Source organism: Blastococcus litoris (genome assembly GCF_003075095.1).
GTDB classification, from domain to species: domain Bacteria; phylum Actinomycetota; class Actinomycetes; order Mycobacteriales; family Geodermatophilaceae; genus Blastococcus_B; species Blastococcus_B litoris.
Genome location: NZ_QCZF01000002.1, coordinates 235,707 through 251,079, shown reverse-complemented (window position 1 = coordinate 251,079; position 15,373 = coordinate 235,707). Strand labels below are relative to the sequence as shown.

Genomic DNA, 15,373 nt, shown 5'->3' with positions numbered 1-15,373 from the left:
GTGCTCGGCCGGACCGGTCGGTCCGGGGTCAGGAATTGAGGATCTGGCTCTTCTGCAGCTCGAACTCCGCCTCGTCGAGGACCCCGGAGTCGCGCAGCTGGGCCAGCTCGCGCAGCTGCGCGAGCTTGGTGTTCGTGTCGGTGCCCTGCGGCGGCGCCGCCTGCGGCTCGGGGGCGTACGCGGCCTGGCTCGCCCACCTCCCCGCCTGGCGCCGCGAGACGCGGTTGGACACGGCGGTGGCCGTGCCGGCGACGACGGCGGTGCGGGCCATCCCGCGGAGCAGTCCGGGCATGTCGACTCCTTCGGTGTCGGTGTCGGTGTCGGGTGGGGGCGGGCCAGTGCGATCAGATGGGGCGCGCGCCCGTCCGGCTCCCGCCGGAGGCGAAGGCCGCGACCAGCAGCAGCAGCCCGAAGGCGGCGATCTGCGCGCCGAGGATCAGGGACAGCACGAGGACGGTGGCCTCGGGCCAGGCGATGGCCAGGACGCCGAGCAGCACGTTCACCGCGCCGGCGAGGACCAGCCAGCCCCAGCTGGGGATCTCGTGGCGGGCGGCGAGCGCGAGCCCCACGCGCAACGCACCGTGGACGACCAGCGTCAGGCCGGTGATCCAGGCGAGGGCGAGGAGGGTGACACCGGGCCAGACGACGGCGAGGACACCACCGAGGACGAGGATCCCGCCGAGGACGAGCGAGACCCCCCGCCCCTTCCCCGCGTTCCAGGCGACGGCGATCTCGAGCAGGCCGCCGATGGCGAGGGAGAGGCCGAGGAGCAGCGCGAGGGTCCGTGCGGCGGCCACCGGGTCGAACAGGAGGACGATCCCGACGACGAGGGCGGCCACCCCGAGCAGCCCGACGACCACGCGCAGGCCGGTGTGCCGGGAGGTCACCGCTGCGTGCGGGCTGGAGACGTCGGCGGTCATGCCGGCTCCTTCCACCGTTCCGATCAGGGACTCCGAGGCTCGCTCCCGAGCGCGGCGGGCACCTCATCCCGCGCGGATGACGCACCGGCGCCCCACCTCCCGGCACCGTCGGCCCATGCGGAGCTGGGCAGTGGGTGTCGTCGTCGTGCTGGTCGGGGTGGGGCTGGTCTCCTGCTCGTCGGACACCGGAGCGGAGACGGCGTCCGCGGAGCCGGACGTCTGCGCGTCCGCGGACTCCCTCCGCGGGTCGTTGTCCGATCTCGGCGACGTCCAGGTGGCCCAGGAGGGCACGGACGCCGTCCAGCGGGCGTGGACGGCGGTGCAGGACGATTGGTCGGAGCTCGCGGAGGCCGCCGGCGAGCGCTTCGCCGACCAGGTCCACGACGTGGAGGCCGCGGCGGGCGCGGTGCAGTCGAGCGTCGAGACCACCCAGGAGGAGGCGACCGCGCAGACGCTCGGCGACGTGGCCGCCGCGGTGGGGGCCTTCGTCCAGGACGCCCGCGCGCTGCTCGAGGAGGTGGGTGCGACGTGCTGACCGTGGAGCGGCCGGCGCCCGGCCCGGACGGGGCAGCTCGGCGCGGCGGGCGGCCGACCCCGAAGGAGCGACGGGCCTCGGGCAAGGCCCTGCGGGCCCGGGCGCCGCTCGACGGCATCGGCGCGTTCGACCCCGGGCGCGCCGGCCGCGACCCCGTCGCGCTGCTGGAGGAGCAGTCCGCCGACCGCGTGCCGGAGCTGGTCCCCATCCGGTACGGGCGGATGCTGCAGTCCCCCTTCGCGTTCTACCGGGGTGCCGCTCGCGTGATGGCCGCCGACCTCGCCGGCGCACCCCGTTCCGGGCTGACCGTGCAGATGTGCGGTGACGCGCACGTCGCCAATTTCGGCCTGTACGGCTCACCGGAACGCCGGCTGGTCTTCGACGCCAACGATTTCGACGAGACGCTGCCCGGCCCGTTCGAGCACGACGTCCAGCGGCTGGTCGCCAGCCTCGTCGTCGCGGCCCGCGGGCAGGGCGTGGGCCGCAAGCAGCGCCGTGCACTCGCCCTCGCCGCCGGCCGGCGCTACCGGACGGCGATGGCGGAGTTCGCCGAGGCCCGGGACATCGAGGTCTGGTACTCGCGGATCGACGCCGAGGAGCTGCAGCGCGATCTGAGCGAGCAGCTGGAGAGCGGTCCCCGGAAGCGGCTGGCGAAGGCCATCGAGAAGGCGCACAGCCGCGACACGATGCAGGCGTTCGGCAAGCTCACGGAGGTGGTGGACGGGAGGCTCCGCATCCGGGCCGAGCCGCCGTTGCTGGTCCCCCTGCGCGACCTGCTGCCCGAGACCGAGGAGCGCGACCTCGAGTCGAGGTTCCACGCCCTGATCCGGCAGTACCGGGGGACGCTCCAGTCCGACCGGCGCACGCTGCTCGAGCGGTACTCGTTCGTCGACATGGCCCGCAAGGTCGTCGGCGTCGGCAGCGTGGGCACCCGGTGCTGGGTCGTCCTGCTCACCGGCCGGGATTCCGACGACCCGCTGCTGCTCCAGGTGAAGGAGGCGTCCCGCTCGGTGCACGAGGACGTCGTCGGCCGGAGCTCGTACACCAACCAGGGCCACCGCGTGGTGGCCGGGCAGCGGCTGATGCAGCAGGCCAGCGACATCTTCCTCGGCTGGCAGCGCACCACCGGGATCGACGGGATCGAGCGGGACTTCTACGTCCGCCAGCTGCGGGACTGGAAGGGCTCGATCGAGGTCGGCGAGCTGCGGCCGGAGGGCCTGACCACCTACGGCGAGCTGTGCGCCTGGTGCCTCGCACGGGCGCACGCCCGGTCGGGTGACCGGATCGCCGTCGCGGGCTACCTCGGTTCGTCCCCCGCGTTCGAGAACGCGCTCGCGGACTTCGCCGAGGCCTACGCGGACGTGACGGAGGTCGACCACGACCGGCTGGCCGCCGCGGTCGCGGCCGGCCGCTTGGAGGCGCGGTCCGACCTCTGACCGGTCTCACCCGGGACGGGTGATCCTCCGACGGGCTCCGGCCCAGGAGCATGCCCGGCGTGGACGGCCCCCTGCTGGACGGCGCGGCACCCGGCCGGCACGCGGTCAGCCGTGCCCTGTGGCGTTCAGCGCTCACCACCACCGGCGTCCTGCTGGTGTACGTGCTGCTCCCCCTGGACCGGCAGTTCACGGCGGGCACCGTCGCCGCCCTCGCGGCGGGCGTGCTGGGGCTCGGGCTGCTGGTCGCCTGGCAGGTCCGCGCGATCCTGCAGTCACCGCACCCGGCGCTGCGGGCGATCGAGGCGGTCGCCGCCTCGCTGACGTACTTCCTGCTGCTGTTCGCCGGCACCTACGTGGTGCTCTCGGCGACGGACCCGGCCGCCTTCACCGAGCCCCTGGACCGGGTCGACAGCGTGTACTTCGTGGTGACCGTGTTCGCGACGGTGGGCTTCGGCGACGTGAGCCCGGTGAGCTCCCCCGCCCGGCTCCTGGTCACCGTCCAGATGATCGGTGACCTGGTCCTGATCGGCCTCGTCCTGCGCGTCTTCCTCTCGGCCGTGACCCACCGCCGTCGGCTCGTGGGCGGCACGGCGGCCGATGCGCCGCCCGACGACGCCTGAGGGCGGTCACACGCTGAGGAGGCGGTCCTTCTCGTGGCGGAACTCGTCCTCGCTGAGGACACCGGAGTCCCGCGCCGCCCCGAGCCGCACCAGGAGGTCCAGCCGGCTGCTGAGCGTGGAGATCGCCTGGGGCGTGAGCGCGGCCGGGACCAGCTCCGGCGCCGCGCGGTCCGCCCCGTCGGCCGGCGGAGCGCCGTCGGCACCGGACGAGCGCGCCGTCGGGACGACCGCCGGGGTCACGGGCGATCCGTTCCCGGCGACCGGCCGGCCGCCCGCGGGCACCACGGCCGGGCGCGACGCGGGTGGGGCCTCCGGCGCGGCCGGCGCGGCGCGGTCGCGCAGCCAGTCGAGGGCGCCCACGTAGAGGACCACCAGCGCGACGATCCAGATGAGCACCGAGAGGGTGGGCGCCGGCCAGAACAGCAGGAGCAGCGCGCCGAGCCCGATGCCGGCCCACCGGGCCGGGACGAAGTGGTCCCGGACGGCGGCACCGACGGTGGCCGTCCGTGCCGGCAGGTCCAGGCCGGCGGCGAACCCGCGCCACCACGCGGCCACGCGGCGCGTCCACGGTTCGTCGGCTCCGGTCCCCGTCCCGTCGGCCGCACCCCCCATGGCCGTCGCGGCCCGGGCCGCGCGGGCCTCCTCGCGCCGGACGAGCAGCTGCGCCCGCCCCGTCGCCAGGCCGCGCCGGACGCCGGCGACCAGCCCCGTGCGCCCCCACACGACGGTCAGGACGACGAGCAGGAGGGCCAGGGCGAACACCCAGAGGGTCCAGGACCGCAGGCTGCCGGCGAGGACGTCGTAGATCGCCCCCACCGCGTCGCGGTTCTCCGCCCGGACCTGCGGCAGGAGCAGCCCCCGTCCGATCCGGAGGGCGGCCAGCACGACGACGGCGAGCACGGTGACGGTCACCGCCCAGGCCCGCACCGTGCCGCCGCGGCGCCGCGAGACGCCGAGCGCACCGACGAGCGTGGCCACGGCGATGAGCCCGAGCCACCACCACGCCGACTCCAGCACGTCGATGGCGGTGTAGACCTGCGGCGAGTCGGCCGGCGACAGCAGCGTCACGCCGAGGTCGTCCGGGAGGAGGTCCAGGACCTGCCCGGCGATCCCGTCCCGCAGGGAGTCGGGCACGCGGTCCTTCGCCTGGCCGAGGGTGAACTCCAGGGGCTCCCCGGCGACCAGCTGGTCGTGGACCGAGGTCATCGCGGCCGTGGTCAGCGGCCGGAACGGGTCGTCGCTGAGCAGCCGCTGCACCCCTGCGGCCACCACGTTCTGGATGCCGCTCTCCACCGTCGGCTCGAACCGCCGGAGCCGCTCCGGGAGCACCGCGACCGCCTCGTCGACGGCGTCCTGCACCTGCGGGTTGGTCATGACCGTCGTCGTCACCCGGTCGGTGATCCGGGCCTCGACCTCGGGGAGGTCGACCACGGTCTGCACGTTGGAGACGAAGACGTCGGTGTTGATGATGTTGCGGCGCAGCCACAACGAGGCGCTGGCGAGCACGAGCGTGACGGCGCTGACCACGATCAGCACTCCGGCGACGAAGCGGCGCATGGGCACTGTCCTCTCCCGCGGCAGGCGGGCGGCGCCCGGCCGACAGCTTCCTCAGACTCGCCGCCGGCCGGGGGCCACTCATCACCCCCCGTGGATGAGGTCCGCCGGGGGCACCCGCAGCACGGTGGGACGGTGACCCAGACACCTCTCCGGCCCGAGACCGCGATCGCCGAGCACGGGATCATCGGTGACCTCCAGACCGCCGCGCTCGTCACCACCGACGGGTCGGTCGACTGGTTCTGCGCCCCGCGGTTCGACTCCCCCAGCGTGTTCGGCGCGCTGCTCGACGACGAGCGCGGCGGGCACTTCCGGATCCGCCCCGCCGACGTCGCCTACACGTCCAAGCAGATGTACCTGCCCGACACCGCCGTCCTGGTGACCCGGTTCTTCACCGAGGAGGGCCTCGGCCAGGTCGTCGACTTCATGCCGCCGGCCGGCCCGACGGCCACCGACAACCACCGGCTGGTCCGCATCGTCGAGTGCGTGCGCGGCCGGATGACGTTCGACATCGACGTGGCCCCGCGCTTCGACTACGGGCGGCACGCGCACCGCCTGGAGATGACCGAGCAGGGCGCGGTGTTCCGGGCGAACGGTCACACCCTCACGCTGCACGTCGTCCGGGAACCCGACGACGAGCGCCTGGTGGAGGGCGTCGGCGACGGTGACGGTCGCGCGCGGCTGCCCCTGGTCGCCGGTCAGACGCGCGGGGTCGTGCTCGAGACCGCCGCCGACGGGCCGCCGCGCGAGATCCGGCCGGCCGAGGTCCGCGCGCTGTTCGCGGAGACGGTCGGCTTCTGGCGGTCGTGGGTGGCCGGCTCCAGCTACACGGGCAGGTGGCGGGAGGACGTCCAGCGCTCGGCCATCACGCTCAAGCTCATGACCTACGCCCCGACCGGCGGGATCGTGGCCGCGCCGACCGCGGCGCTCCCCGAGCAGATCGGCGGGGAGCGGAACTGGGACTACCGGTACACGTGGGTGCGCGACGCGTCCTTCTCGGTGCACGCCCTGCTCAAGCTCGGCATGACCGGCGAGGCCGCGCAGCTCGGATCGTGGCTGGGCGACCGGATCCGGGAGCGGATCGGCAGCGACAGCGGCCCGCTCAACATCATGTACCGGATCGACGGCTCCTCCGACCTCAAGGAGGAGGTGCTCGACCACTGGCGGGGGTACCGGGGCTCGACCCCCGTGCACATCGGCAACGGCGCCGCCGAGCAGCTGCAGCTCGACATCTACGGGGAGGCGCTGGACAGCATCTTCGCCGGGGTCCGCGCCGGGTTGCCCCTCCCCCAGCAGGGCTGGGGCGCGATCAGCCGGGTCCTGGACTGGCTCGCCGAGAACTGGGACCAGCCCGAGGAGGGCATCTGGGAGACCCGCGGCGGGCGGCAGGACTTCACCTACGGGCGCGTGATGTGCTGGGTCGCCTTCGACCGGGGCATCCGGCTCGCCCGCGAGCACGGCCTGCCCGCGCCGCTGGAGCGGTGGACGGCCGAGCGCGACCGGATCCACCGGCAGGTCATGGAGCGCGGCTTCCACGCGTCGCGGCAGGCGTTCGTCCAGCACTACGACACCGACGTGCTGGACTCCGCGCTGCTGCGCATGCCGACCGTCGGGATGATCGACGCCCGCGACCCGCTCTGGCTGTCGACCCTGGAGGCCATGGACGGCGAACTGGTCACCGACAGCCTGGTGTACCGCTACGACCCGGACGCCTCCCCCGACGGGCTGCGCGGCTCGGAGGGCACCTTCTCCCTCTGCACGTTCGCCTACGTCGACTCGCTCACCCGCGCCGGCCGCCTCGACGAAGCCCGGACCGCCTTCGAGAAGATGCTCACCTACGGCAACCACGTCGGCCTCTACTCCGAGGAGATCGCCCTCACCGGCGAGCAGATCGGCAACTTCCCGCAGGCCTTCACCCACCTGTCCCTGATCGACGCCGCGATCACCCTGGACGCGGCCCTGGACGGCCGCCCGCCGCGCTGACCCGGTTCGTCCGGAACGGGTGAGGCGCGCCCGCGTGCGCCTCACGACCCTGGGCGCTGCCCCTCCGCCCACACCAGGAGACGACATGACCCAGACCCAGGACGACGCGCTCGGACGCATCGCGCAGGGCGACGCCCCGGTCCTCGAGACCCTCCTGCACATGAACCTCGACGCCGCCGAGCGCTCGGGTCTGGACGCCGACACCTACCTGGCCGTCCGGCTGGCCGCGCTCGTGGCGATGGACGCCGCGCCCGTCTCGTACCTGATCACCCTCGGCGCCGCGGCGGACACCGGCCTGACGGTGGAGAAGGCGCAGGCCGTCCTGGTCGCCATCGCCCCTGTCGTCGGCAGCGCACGGGTGACCTCCGCCGCCGGGGCCATCGTCCGCGGCGTCCTGGGCGCCGCTGCCCTGGACGACATGGGGCTGCCGGAGCAGCGCACCTCCTGACCGCCCGTCCCCCACCCCGGCGCCGATTCCCCATCGGGAGCACCTGCCATGACGAGGAGCGGCGTCGGCGGCGGTGGTGCCGCCGTCGCGACCGCGCGGGCCGTCGTCCTGCCGCTCGCGCTGGCGCAGTTCATCGCGAGCTACGCGGCGTCGAACATGAACGTCGCGATCAGCACCATCGCCGACGACCTCGACACCGACGTCGGCGGGATCCAGACGACCATCACCCTGTTCACGCTGACGATGGCCGCGCTGATGATCCCCGGCAGCAAGCTGACCGAGATCTGGGGCCGGACCTTCTGCTTCACGCTCGGCCTGCTGGTCTACGCGGCCGGCGCGCTGCTCGCGGCGCTGGCCCCGGGGCTCGGCCTGCTGACGGTCGGCTACTCGCTGCTCGAAGGCGTCGGCTCGGCGCTGCTGATCCCGCCGATCTACATCCTCGTCACCGTCTACTTCGACGACGTCACGACCCGGGCGAAGTGGTTCGGCGTCGTCAGCGGGGCCGCGGGGCTGGGGTCGGCGGCCGGACCGCTGATCGGCGGCCTGATCACCAGCTCGATCAGCTGGCGGGCGTCGTTCCTGCTCCAGGTGGTCGTCGTCCTGGTCATCGTGTGGCTGGCCCGCCGCCTGCCCGACCCGCCGCGGACCGGCGACCGCTCACGCTTCGACCTGCCCGGTGCCGTCCTGTCGGCGGCGGGGCTGTTCCTGGTCGTCTTCGGCATCCTGCAGACGTCGTCCTACGGCTGGGCCGCGGTGCGGGTCTGGGTGCTGGTGGCCGCCGGCGTCCTGGTCCTCGCGGCGTTCTTCCTCTACGTGCGGCACCGGGAGCGCAGCGGCCGCGCGCCGCTCGTGTCGCCGTCGCTGTTCCGGAACAGGACGTCGAACCTGGGCCTGCTCACCCAGAACGTCCAGTGGCTCGTGCTCCAGGGCGTCTTCTTCGTCATCTCGGTGTTCCTGCAGCAGGAGCGCGGCTTCTCGGCCATCCAGACGGGGCTCATGCTGGTGCCCGCGACGATCGGCATCCTCGCGTCCTCCGCGATGGCCCAGCGCATGGCCAGCCGGCACCCCCAGCGGCTGCTGGTCCGCGCCGGGTTCACGACGACGGTGGTCGGGATCGCCCTGCTGCTCCTGCTGGCCCGCGAGGACTCCGCCGTCTGGACCTTCTGGCCCGGCCTGTTCCTCATGGGGTTCGGGGTCGGCGCGATGCTGACCGCCTCGGTCACCGTGGTGCAGTCGGCCTGGCCGGAGGGGGACCAGGGCGACATCTCCGGGGTGTCGCGCAGCGTCTCCAACCTGGGGTCGTCCCTCGGCGTCGCGATCGCCGGTTCGGTGATCGTGGCCGCCACCGCCCAGGGCAACCCGCCCTTCCTCACCGCGATCGTCGTGGTGGGGGCCTTCGCGATCGTGGGCTGGGTCGCCGCCCTCCTGCTCCCCCGTGCACCCCGGGCGGACCAGGCCCGCACCTGACGCCTCCGGTCGCGGAGGGCGAGGGCCGACGGCCTGCCGGTCAGACGCCTTCCCGGTCGGTCGGTTCCGCGCCCGCGGTGCGGACCTCCATCAGGTCCAGCCCGAGGCTGCGCAACCGCTGCAGCACCCCGTGCAGCCCGGGCTGGTCGGTGGGTTCGGTCCGGAGGATGGTCAACGGGGGCTCTTCGCCCAGGTCCTCCGCACCGATCTCCTCGAGGAGTTCGGGCGGGACCGGCCCACGCACCCGGAGCTCGTACACGAGACGTGCCATCTGTGCGTTCCCCCTCGCTCGACCGGAACGCCGCTCCGCGGGGTGCGGCCCGGCTGGCTGGTTCGGACGCCCACCGCGCCCGGTCGGGGACGACGGCGGGTCCGTGCGACGCGCAGAGCCTCGCCCACTGCCCGCCGCGCCGCCTCCTCCCTCCCGGATGAGGCCGGGGCCCGCGGTCCGGACCCGGGCGCCTCGCACGCTGGCGACGGTCATCCGAGCAGGGGGATGAGCCGCCGTGCCCCGGTCCGCATGCTGGGCCGAGCCCTCCGGAGGTGGGACATGATCACCGCTGCCGACGACTACCCGCTCGCCGACGTGCTGTGGACGTTCGTCATCTTCTTCTGCCTGATGACCGTCTTCTGGCTGGTCGTCACGGTCCTGGCGCACGTGTTCCGACGACGCGACCTTTCCGGCTGGGCGAAGGCCGGCTGGGTCGTCCTGGTCCTCGTCCTGCCGGTGCTGGGGTCGCTCGCCTACCTGGTCACGCAGGCACGGGCGGGTGACCTCGACCGCTCGGCAGCCCTCGCGGGCCGGCCGCGGCCCGACGCGCCCCGCGCCTACACCGCCGTCGACGAGATCGCGCGGGCCAAGGAGCTGCTCGACGGCGGCGCGATCACCGAGCAGGAGTTCGAGCAGCTCAAGCGCCGCGTCCTCGTCTGAGCCGGCCCGTCCCCCGCTCCGGCGATGCCCACCCCCGGACCCCAGGACGGGACGGACCCGGCGCGCGGCAGAGGCGAGGTGGGCAGGGTCCGCCGGTGCGTGCGCCGCTTCGGCCTCGGCTCGGGTCCGCTGAAGCGGCGCTCCGACCGGATCCAGGTCGTGGGCCGCGTGGTGGTCGTTCTCTCCGTCCTCGGCTCCCCACCCCTCGCCGTGGCGGCCGCCACGGCGACCGGCTCCCACCTCGACGAGGTTGCCGCGGCCGAGGCGGCGTCCCGCACCCGGGCCACCGCGGTGCTGCTCGCGGAGGCGCCGCCACCCCGGTCCGTCGGCGGTGCCGGCGACTTCGGGCAGGCGGACCCGCGGCCACCCCGGGTGCCCGCCGTCTGGACCGACCGGGACGGCAGGGAGCGGCGCGGGGACGTGGTGGCCGCGCCGGGAGCCCCCGCCGGCTCGCCCGTGCACGTGTGGCTCGACGCGGGCGGCGAGCCGGCCCGCGCCCCCCGGGACCCCGCGACCATCCCCGTCACGGCGGCGGCCGTCGGGGCGTCGACCCTGCTCGTGGTCCCGCTGGGTGCCGGCGCGTGCTACGTGGTCCTGTGCGCCGGGCTGGACCGGTACCGGGACCGCCGGTGGGCGCGGGAGTGGGCGTCGGTCGGACCGGGGTGGACGTCCCGCTCGCTCTGACACCCCGTCCGGGGCCGGGCAGCGCGGTGGGCAGGGGCGTCCGGCCGGACGCCCCTGCCCACCGGAACCGCGTCAGCGGACGTAGGTGCCCTTCATCTCGCGCCCGTGGACGACGATCGCGAAGATCACGAGGACGTCGAGGACGATCAGGATGGTCGACCAGATCGGGTAGGCCGAGATGAACGCCAGGTTGACCAGCGCGCTCAGGAACGCGATGCCCACCCCGAAGATGCGGGCGGCCATGTTGCCGGTCAGCAGGCCGAGGCCGACGAGGATGCCGACGACGCCGATGCCCATGTGGATCCAGCCCCAGGTGTTGTAGTCCACGTCGACCACCAGCCCGCTCGACCGGACGAGGTAGAAGCCGTCGTCGAACAGGGCCACGAGGCCCTCGATGACCTGGAACGCGCCGAGCATGATCAGCATGACGCCGCCGAAGACGACCCACCCGGTCCACCCCGAGAGCTCGTCGTCGTACCGGGTGTCGGTCTCGGTGATCCTTCGGTGCGAGGTGTCCGTCATGTGCCTGTCCTCCTAGATCCGGCCTCGGCGCCCGGGTCGCCGCTCGTCCACGGGGTGCGCCGTCGAGTTCGTGCAGGGATGTGCGTCAGCAGCGTGGGACCGCGGCAGGGAGACGGCATCGTCCGCAGCGCATGAGCGCGGGCCCGGGCGGAGGGCTCCGTTCCCCCGCGAGGGGGGATCAACAGGGGCGCCGGCGCCGGTTCACTCGACCCTGCGCCCGGTGGGGAGAGGAGGCTCGCGCATGGCACCTGCCGGACCGACCAGGGGTGCGCGCACGGGGGCCACCCAGCGGGTCGCCGCGCGGCTGGCGCGCTCGCGCGAGCTGGCGGCGACCGCCGCGGACCGCGCACGCGCCGGGACGCTCGGCTCGGTGCAGACGCGGATGCGCGACCTGGGCATCTCGCACCACGCCCTGGTCTTCAGCGCGCTCGGCATGGTGCTGTTCGTGCCGGCGCTGATCAGCCTCGCCGCCGTCCTCCCCCTGGGCAGCGACCACGGGCTGGCCGACCGGATGGCCCACCACATGGCGTTGTCCGAAGAGGCGCGCGCCTCCGTCCGGGCCCTCTTCGGCACCGACCGGACCGTGCGCACGGCGACGTCCGCGGTCGGGGCGGTCTTCACCGTGCTGGCCGCCTACGCCTGGCCGGCCGAGCTGCAGCGCTTCTACCAGGCCGTCTGGGGACTCCCCCCGCTCGGCTGGCGCCAGCTGTGGCGACCGCTGGTCTGGCTGGGTTCGATGCTCGCCGTCGTCGTCGTGGTCGCCTGGGTCGGCAGCATCGCGGGCGGGGTGGCCGGCGCGCTGCTCACCGCCGGGCTGTGCTCCCCGCTCCTCCTCACGTGGGTCTGGTGGATGCAGGGCTTCCTGCTCGCGGGGCGGGTGCCCCGGTCCTCGCTCCTGCCCGGGGCGCTCGTGACCGCGGCCGCCATCGCCGCGTTCGGCGTCGTCACGAGCGTGTACCTGTCCCGCGCGATCGTGTGGAACGCCGACCGCTACGGCCCGATCGGCGTCGTCTTCGTGCTGATGTCCTGGCTCACCTGGTTCAGCACGGTGCTGCTGGGCGGAGCGGTCGTGGGTCACCTCCTGCACACCCGCAGGACCGGCAGCTCCGGGGGTTAGCGGGGCCGCCGGCGGTCGCCGGACCGGCCCCGGAACGGCAGGACGACGCCGGCGGCGCCGTCGGTGCCCGCCGGGACCGGGGGCGGTGTGCGCGGGGCCGGCTCGGTGGTGTCGGCCCGGGCCGAGGGGATGGTGCAGCGACGGATCTCGAGGACCTCGACGTCGCTCTCGATCAACCGGGAGAGCACGGCCGGCACGTCGTGGTCGGCGGTGATCCGGAGCCGGCGCAGCGTGTTGCGCGGCACCGCGACCCGGCTCAGCGGGAGCCGGAACGCGGCGAGGATCGCCGGGTTGACGAGAGTTCCCACCCGTACCTCGAACCGGGTTCCGACCGCCTCCATGTCCCATGGACCTCCGTGCTCGCGTTGGTCGCCGTCCTCGCCGAGGCTGCCGGTCCCCCGTCCGGGGCGCCTCCTCCGCCGCGCATGACCGCGCTCACCCGAGGAGCCCGCGCTCCCGGGCCTTGCGGACCGCCTGGTTGCGCCGGCCCACCGACAGCTTGCGCAGGATGCTGCGGATGTGGGTGCGGACCGTGTTCACCGAGATGAACATCGCCGCGGCGATCTCCGCGGTGGAGAGCATCTCGGCCAGGTAGCGCAGCACCTCCAGCTCCCGGTCGCTCAGGTCCTGGACCAGCGGCGCAGTGACCGCGGGCCGCGCGGCGGGCGCCGTCCCCGGCTTCGGACGTGCTCCGCTCGACGGGCTCAGCCAGGCTCCGGGCCCGTGCAGCCGTTGCTGGGTCCGCAGCAGGCGGCGAGCCTGCGGCGGGGTGTCGACGAAGGGCCACCGCTGCAGCTCCGGGCGGGCCAGGTCCAGCGCGGCACCGAGCTCGTCCACGGCGGTGGTCAGCCGCCCCGCCTCGAGGTGCTGGCAGGCCATGAGAACGGAGGTCTCCACAGCATCGGCCGGCACGGCCCCGGGACCGGCGGGCGGCAGGAGCTCCGGGACGGGGGCCCCGGTGACCAGCGCCACCGTCACCCGCAGGCGGGCCGCCCAGCGCTCGCCCGGACCGGCGCGGTCCAGGAGCCGCAGCGCCTCGGCGGTACGGCCGCGGGCGACCTGCAGCCGGACCGCCTCGGGAACGACCTGCTCGCGCAGCCACCGCGGCAGCCCGTCCGCCTCCGCGAAGGGGCGCAGGGCCTGCTCCGCCGCCTCGTGCTCGTGCCGCAGCCGCAGCTGCTGGGCGAGGAGCACGGCGTGCAGCGCCTCGACCCCGGGGAGCCGGGAGGAACCGCCCGGCGTGCGCTCGCGGACCCGGACCAGCCAGTCCCGAGCCTCGACGAGCTCGTACCGGCGCAGGTGGGTCCAGGCCAGTGCCAGGGCGGGGGCCGATTCGCGCCTCGCGCCCTCGGCGCCTTCCTCGGCCGCGAACGCCTCGGCCGACCCGGCGAGCTGGCCGGCGCGGGTGAGGTGGCCGGTCACGGCCTCGACCAGGGCGAGGAGCCCCGCGGCACGCGCCCGGAGACGCCGGGCACCGGCGCCCTGCGCCGCCGTCACGGCCGCACGCAGCACCACCAGCAGCTGGTCGACGGCGACGTCGGTGGCGGCCACCGCCATGGCCCGCTGGTGTCCCAGCACCGCCGCGCACTCGCGCCGGACCTGCGCCTGGTCCTCGGGCAGCTGCGCGACGAGGGCAGCCACGGCGTCCACGTCCGCGAGGAGCGCGGACGGGGGGCGGCCCGCGTCCGCCCCGGCGACCAGGCCGGCCAGGCCCGCGGAGAGCCGCAGCTCGATCCGCTCACCGCTGTCCCGGACGCCCGCCGCGACGGCGACGTCGGCCGGTGACGGGCGGGAGCCCCCCGCCACTGCCGCGACCGTCCGGACGACCGCGGCCGCGGCGCCCGGCACGTCCGCCGGCACGGGGCGCAGCCCACCCGGCACGTGATCGGTCCCGTGCGCCAGGACGCGCGGTACCCAGAGGTCGTCGACCAGGAGGCGCGCCACGAGCGCCCAGTCCGATGCGGCCACCGCGTGGTCGAGCGCCGTCGTGGTGTCGTGCCGGTCGGCGTACCAGCGGGCGCAGGTCCGGTGCAGGCCGGCCAGTTCGCCCGGGTGGTCGTAGATCAGCTGCGCCTGGAGCATCTCCTGGAACAGGGGGTGGATGCGGAACCCACCCGGGACTCCGGGGGACGCCTCGACGAACGCGTTGGCGTGCACCAGCCCGGTGAGGACACGCCGCACGTTCGGACGGCCGCAGAGCCGCTCCACCAGGTCGGGCCACAGCTCGTCGGTCACGCTGATGCGCTCCAGGATGCGCCGGATGCCCGCCGGCTGGTCCTTGAAGACCTCCTCGAACAGGTACTGCGCGACGCTCCCGTCGTCGCGGGCCAGCGAGGTGTAGAGGTCCTCGGGCGCCACGCCCTGCTTCAGGGGGGCGGCGGCCAGCCGCAGCCCGACCGCCCAGCCACGCGTCTCGGCCGCGAGGCCCCGCGCGACCTCCTCCGTCACCGGCGCGCCGAGCGCCGAGAACAGCTCCCGGGTCTCCTCCGGCGTGAACGCGAGCTCGTCGGTCCGGATCTCGGCCAGGACGCCGTCCAGCCGGTAGCGGTGCAGCGGGAGCAGAGGGTCCGCCCGGCCGCAGAGAACCAGGCGGAGCCGGTGCCCGGCGTTGCGGACCAGCAGGTCGAGCCCGCTCGTGATGGAGCGGTCGGTCAGGGAGTCGGCGTCGTCCAGGACCAGGACGACCGGACGGGAGGAGGCGCTGATGTCGGCGGCGAGACCGGCGACCAGCCGGCCCGGCAGGGGCTCCCCGGGCACCAGCTCCGGCACCGCTGTCACCGGGACGCCGGCGCGGGACACCGTCTCCAGCACATAGGTCCAGAAGGTGGCGGGGTCGTCGTCGTACTGGTCGAGGGACAGCCAGCCGACGGGGCGGGCCGCGCTCTGGCCGGCATGCCACTGCGCCGCCAGCACCGTCTTGCCCGAACCGGCGGGACCGCTGAGCAGGGTCACGGGCGAGTGCTGGACGTGCCGGTCCACGAGCGTTCCCAGCCGCGGCCGCGCGACGGTCGCGTGCGCGGGCTCCGGTGGCACCAGCTTCGACGTGAGGATCGCCGCTCCGCGGCGGTCCTGGGGCCGGTACGGCCGCTCCTCGACGTGCCTGGCCACGGCCGCGCCGTGCGCCGTGACCGCGTCCGCGGCCGTCGGAACCCTCAT

The 15,373-nt window shown here is 74.7% G+C and carries 16 protein-coding genes; 9 read left to right on the top strand and 7 right to left on the bottom strand.

From position 1 onward, the window contains the following. Positions 1-28: 28 nt before the first annotated feature. Together DCS98_RS05700 and DCS98_RS05695 are read right to left on the bottom strand one after the other, a co-directional pair. A complete protein-coding gene (locus DCS98_RS05700; protein WP_116450391.1) occupies positions 29-292 on the bottom strand; it encodes an SHOCT domain-containing protein in 264 nt (87 codons plus the stop codon). Between the two features lie 52 nt (positions 293-344). After that, positions 345-920 (bottom strand): HdeD family acid-resistance protein, encoded by a 576-nt coding sequence (locus DCS98_RS05695; protein ID WP_116450390.1) that lies wholly within the window; start codon positions 918-920, stop codon positions 345-347. Positions 921-1,035: 115 nt separating this feature from the next. On the opposite strand from DCS98_RS05695, the gene DCS98_RS05690 reads away from it, so the two are divergent. From DCS98_RS05690 to DCS98_RS05680, 3 genes are read left to right on the top strand one after another with little or no spacing between them, the layout of a single operon-like run. Then, complete coding sequence (locus DCS98_RS05690; protein WP_164704404.1) at positions 1,036-1,455, top strand: hypothetical protein; 420 nt, start codon at positions 1,036-1,038, stop codon at positions 1,453-1,455. Further along, positions 1,449-2,891, top strand: coding sequence for a DUF2252 domain-containing protein (locus tag DCS98_RS05685; protein WP_206340114.1), 1,443 nt, complete (start codon positions 1,449-1,451; stop codon positions 2,889-2,891). Before DCS98_RS05690 ends, DCS98_RS05685 begins: the two co-directional genes overlap by 7 nt. A 59-nt stretch (positions 2,892-2,950) precedes the next feature. After that, positions 2,951-3,511, top strand: a complete 561-nt coding sequence (locus tag DCS98_RS05680; RefSeq protein WP_164704402.1) for a potassium channel family protein — start codon at positions 2,951-2,953, stop codon at positions 3,509-3,511. A 6-nt stretch (positions 3,512-3,517) separates the two neighbouring features. Here DCS98_RS05680 and DCS98_RS05675 read toward each other — a convergent pair whose 3' ends face one another. Next, complete coding sequence (locus DCS98_RS05675; protein WP_116450387.1) at positions 3,518-5,068, bottom strand: SHOCT domain-containing protein; 1,551 nt, start codon at positions 5,066-5,068, stop codon at positions 3,518-3,520. A gap of 132 nt (positions 5,069-5,200) precedes the next feature. Between DCS98_RS05675 and DCS98_RS05670 the strand changes: the two genes are divergently transcribed. From DCS98_RS05670 to DCS98_RS05660, 3 genes are all read left to right on the top strand, one after another. Then, on the top strand, positions 5,201-7,048 hold the full coding sequence (locus DCS98_RS05670) for a glycoside hydrolase family 15 protein (protein WP_116450386.1): 1,848 nt from the start codon (positions 5,201-5,203) through the stop codon (positions 7,046-7,048). Between the two features lie 85 nt (positions 7,049-7,133). After that, complete coding sequence (locus tag DCS98_RS05665; protein ID WP_116450385.1) at positions 7,134-7,496, top strand: carboxymuconolactone decarboxylase family protein; 363 nt, start codon at positions 7,134-7,136, stop codon at positions 7,494-7,496. Between the two features lie 48 nt (positions 7,497-7,544). Continuing rightward, positions 7,545-8,963: an MFS transporter gene (locus DCS98_RS05660; RefSeq protein ID WP_116450384.1), complete on the top strand. Its 1,419-nt coding sequence runs from the start codon at positions 7,545-7,547 to the stop codon at positions 8,961-8,963. A gap of 40 nt (positions 8,964-9,003) precedes the next feature. Here DCS98_RS05660 and DCS98_RS05655 read toward each other — a convergent pair whose 3' ends face one another. After that, positions 9,004-9,234, bottom strand: a complete 231-nt coding sequence (locus DCS98_RS05655) for a hypothetical protein (RefSeq protein ID WP_164704401.1) — start codon at positions 9,232-9,234, stop codon at positions 9,004-9,006. A gap of 279 nt (positions 9,235-9,513) precedes the next feature. Between DCS98_RS05655 and DCS98_RS05650 the strand changes: the two genes are divergently transcribed. Both DCS98_RS05650 and DCS98_RS05645 read left to right on the top strand, forming a co-directional pair. After that, complete coding sequence (locus tag DCS98_RS05650; RefSeq protein WP_116450382.1) at positions 9,514-9,894, top strand: SHOCT domain-containing protein; 381 nt, start codon at positions 9,514-9,516, stop codon at positions 9,892-9,894. Between the two features lie 99 nt (positions 9,895-9,993). Further along, a complete protein-coding gene (locus DCS98_RS05645) occupies positions 9,994-10,578 on the top strand; it encodes an Rv1733c family protein (RefSeq protein WP_116450381.1) in 585 nt (194 codons plus the stop codon). 72 nt (positions 10,579-10,650) lie between these two features. Here the strand turns inward: DCS98_RS05645 and DCS98_RS05640 are convergent, their stop codons facing one another. After that, complete coding sequence (locus DCS98_RS05640) at positions 10,651-11,100, bottom strand: DUF7144 family membrane protein (protein WP_116450380.1); 450 nt, start codon at positions 11,098-11,100, stop codon at positions 10,651-10,653. A 241-nt stretch (positions 11,101-11,341) separates the two neighbouring features. Here DCS98_RS05640 and DCS98_RS05635 point away from each other — a divergent pair, with 241 nt between their 5' ends. Continuing rightward, positions 11,342-12,217: a YhjD/YihY/BrkB family envelope integrity protein gene (locus DCS98_RS05635; protein ID WP_116450379.1), complete on the top strand. Its 876-nt coding sequence runs from the start codon at positions 11,342-11,344 to the stop codon at positions 12,215-12,217. Here DCS98_RS05635 and DCS98_RS05630 read toward each other — a convergent pair. Both DCS98_RS05630 and DCS98_RS05625 read right to left on the bottom strand, forming a co-directional pair. Continuing rightward, positions 12,214-12,558, bottom strand: coding sequence for a hypothetical protein (locus tag DCS98_RS05630; RefSeq protein ID WP_116450378.1), 345 nt, complete (start codon positions 12,556-12,558; stop codon positions 12,214-12,216). The genes DCS98_RS05635 and DCS98_RS05630 overlap by 4 nt on opposite strands. A gap of 94 nt (positions 12,559-12,652) precedes the next feature. Further along, positions 12,653-15,373, bottom strand: coding sequence for a winged helix-turn-helix domain-containing protein (locus DCS98_RS05625; protein ID WP_116450377.1), 2,721 nt, complete (start codon positions 15,371-15,373; stop codon positions 12,653-12,655).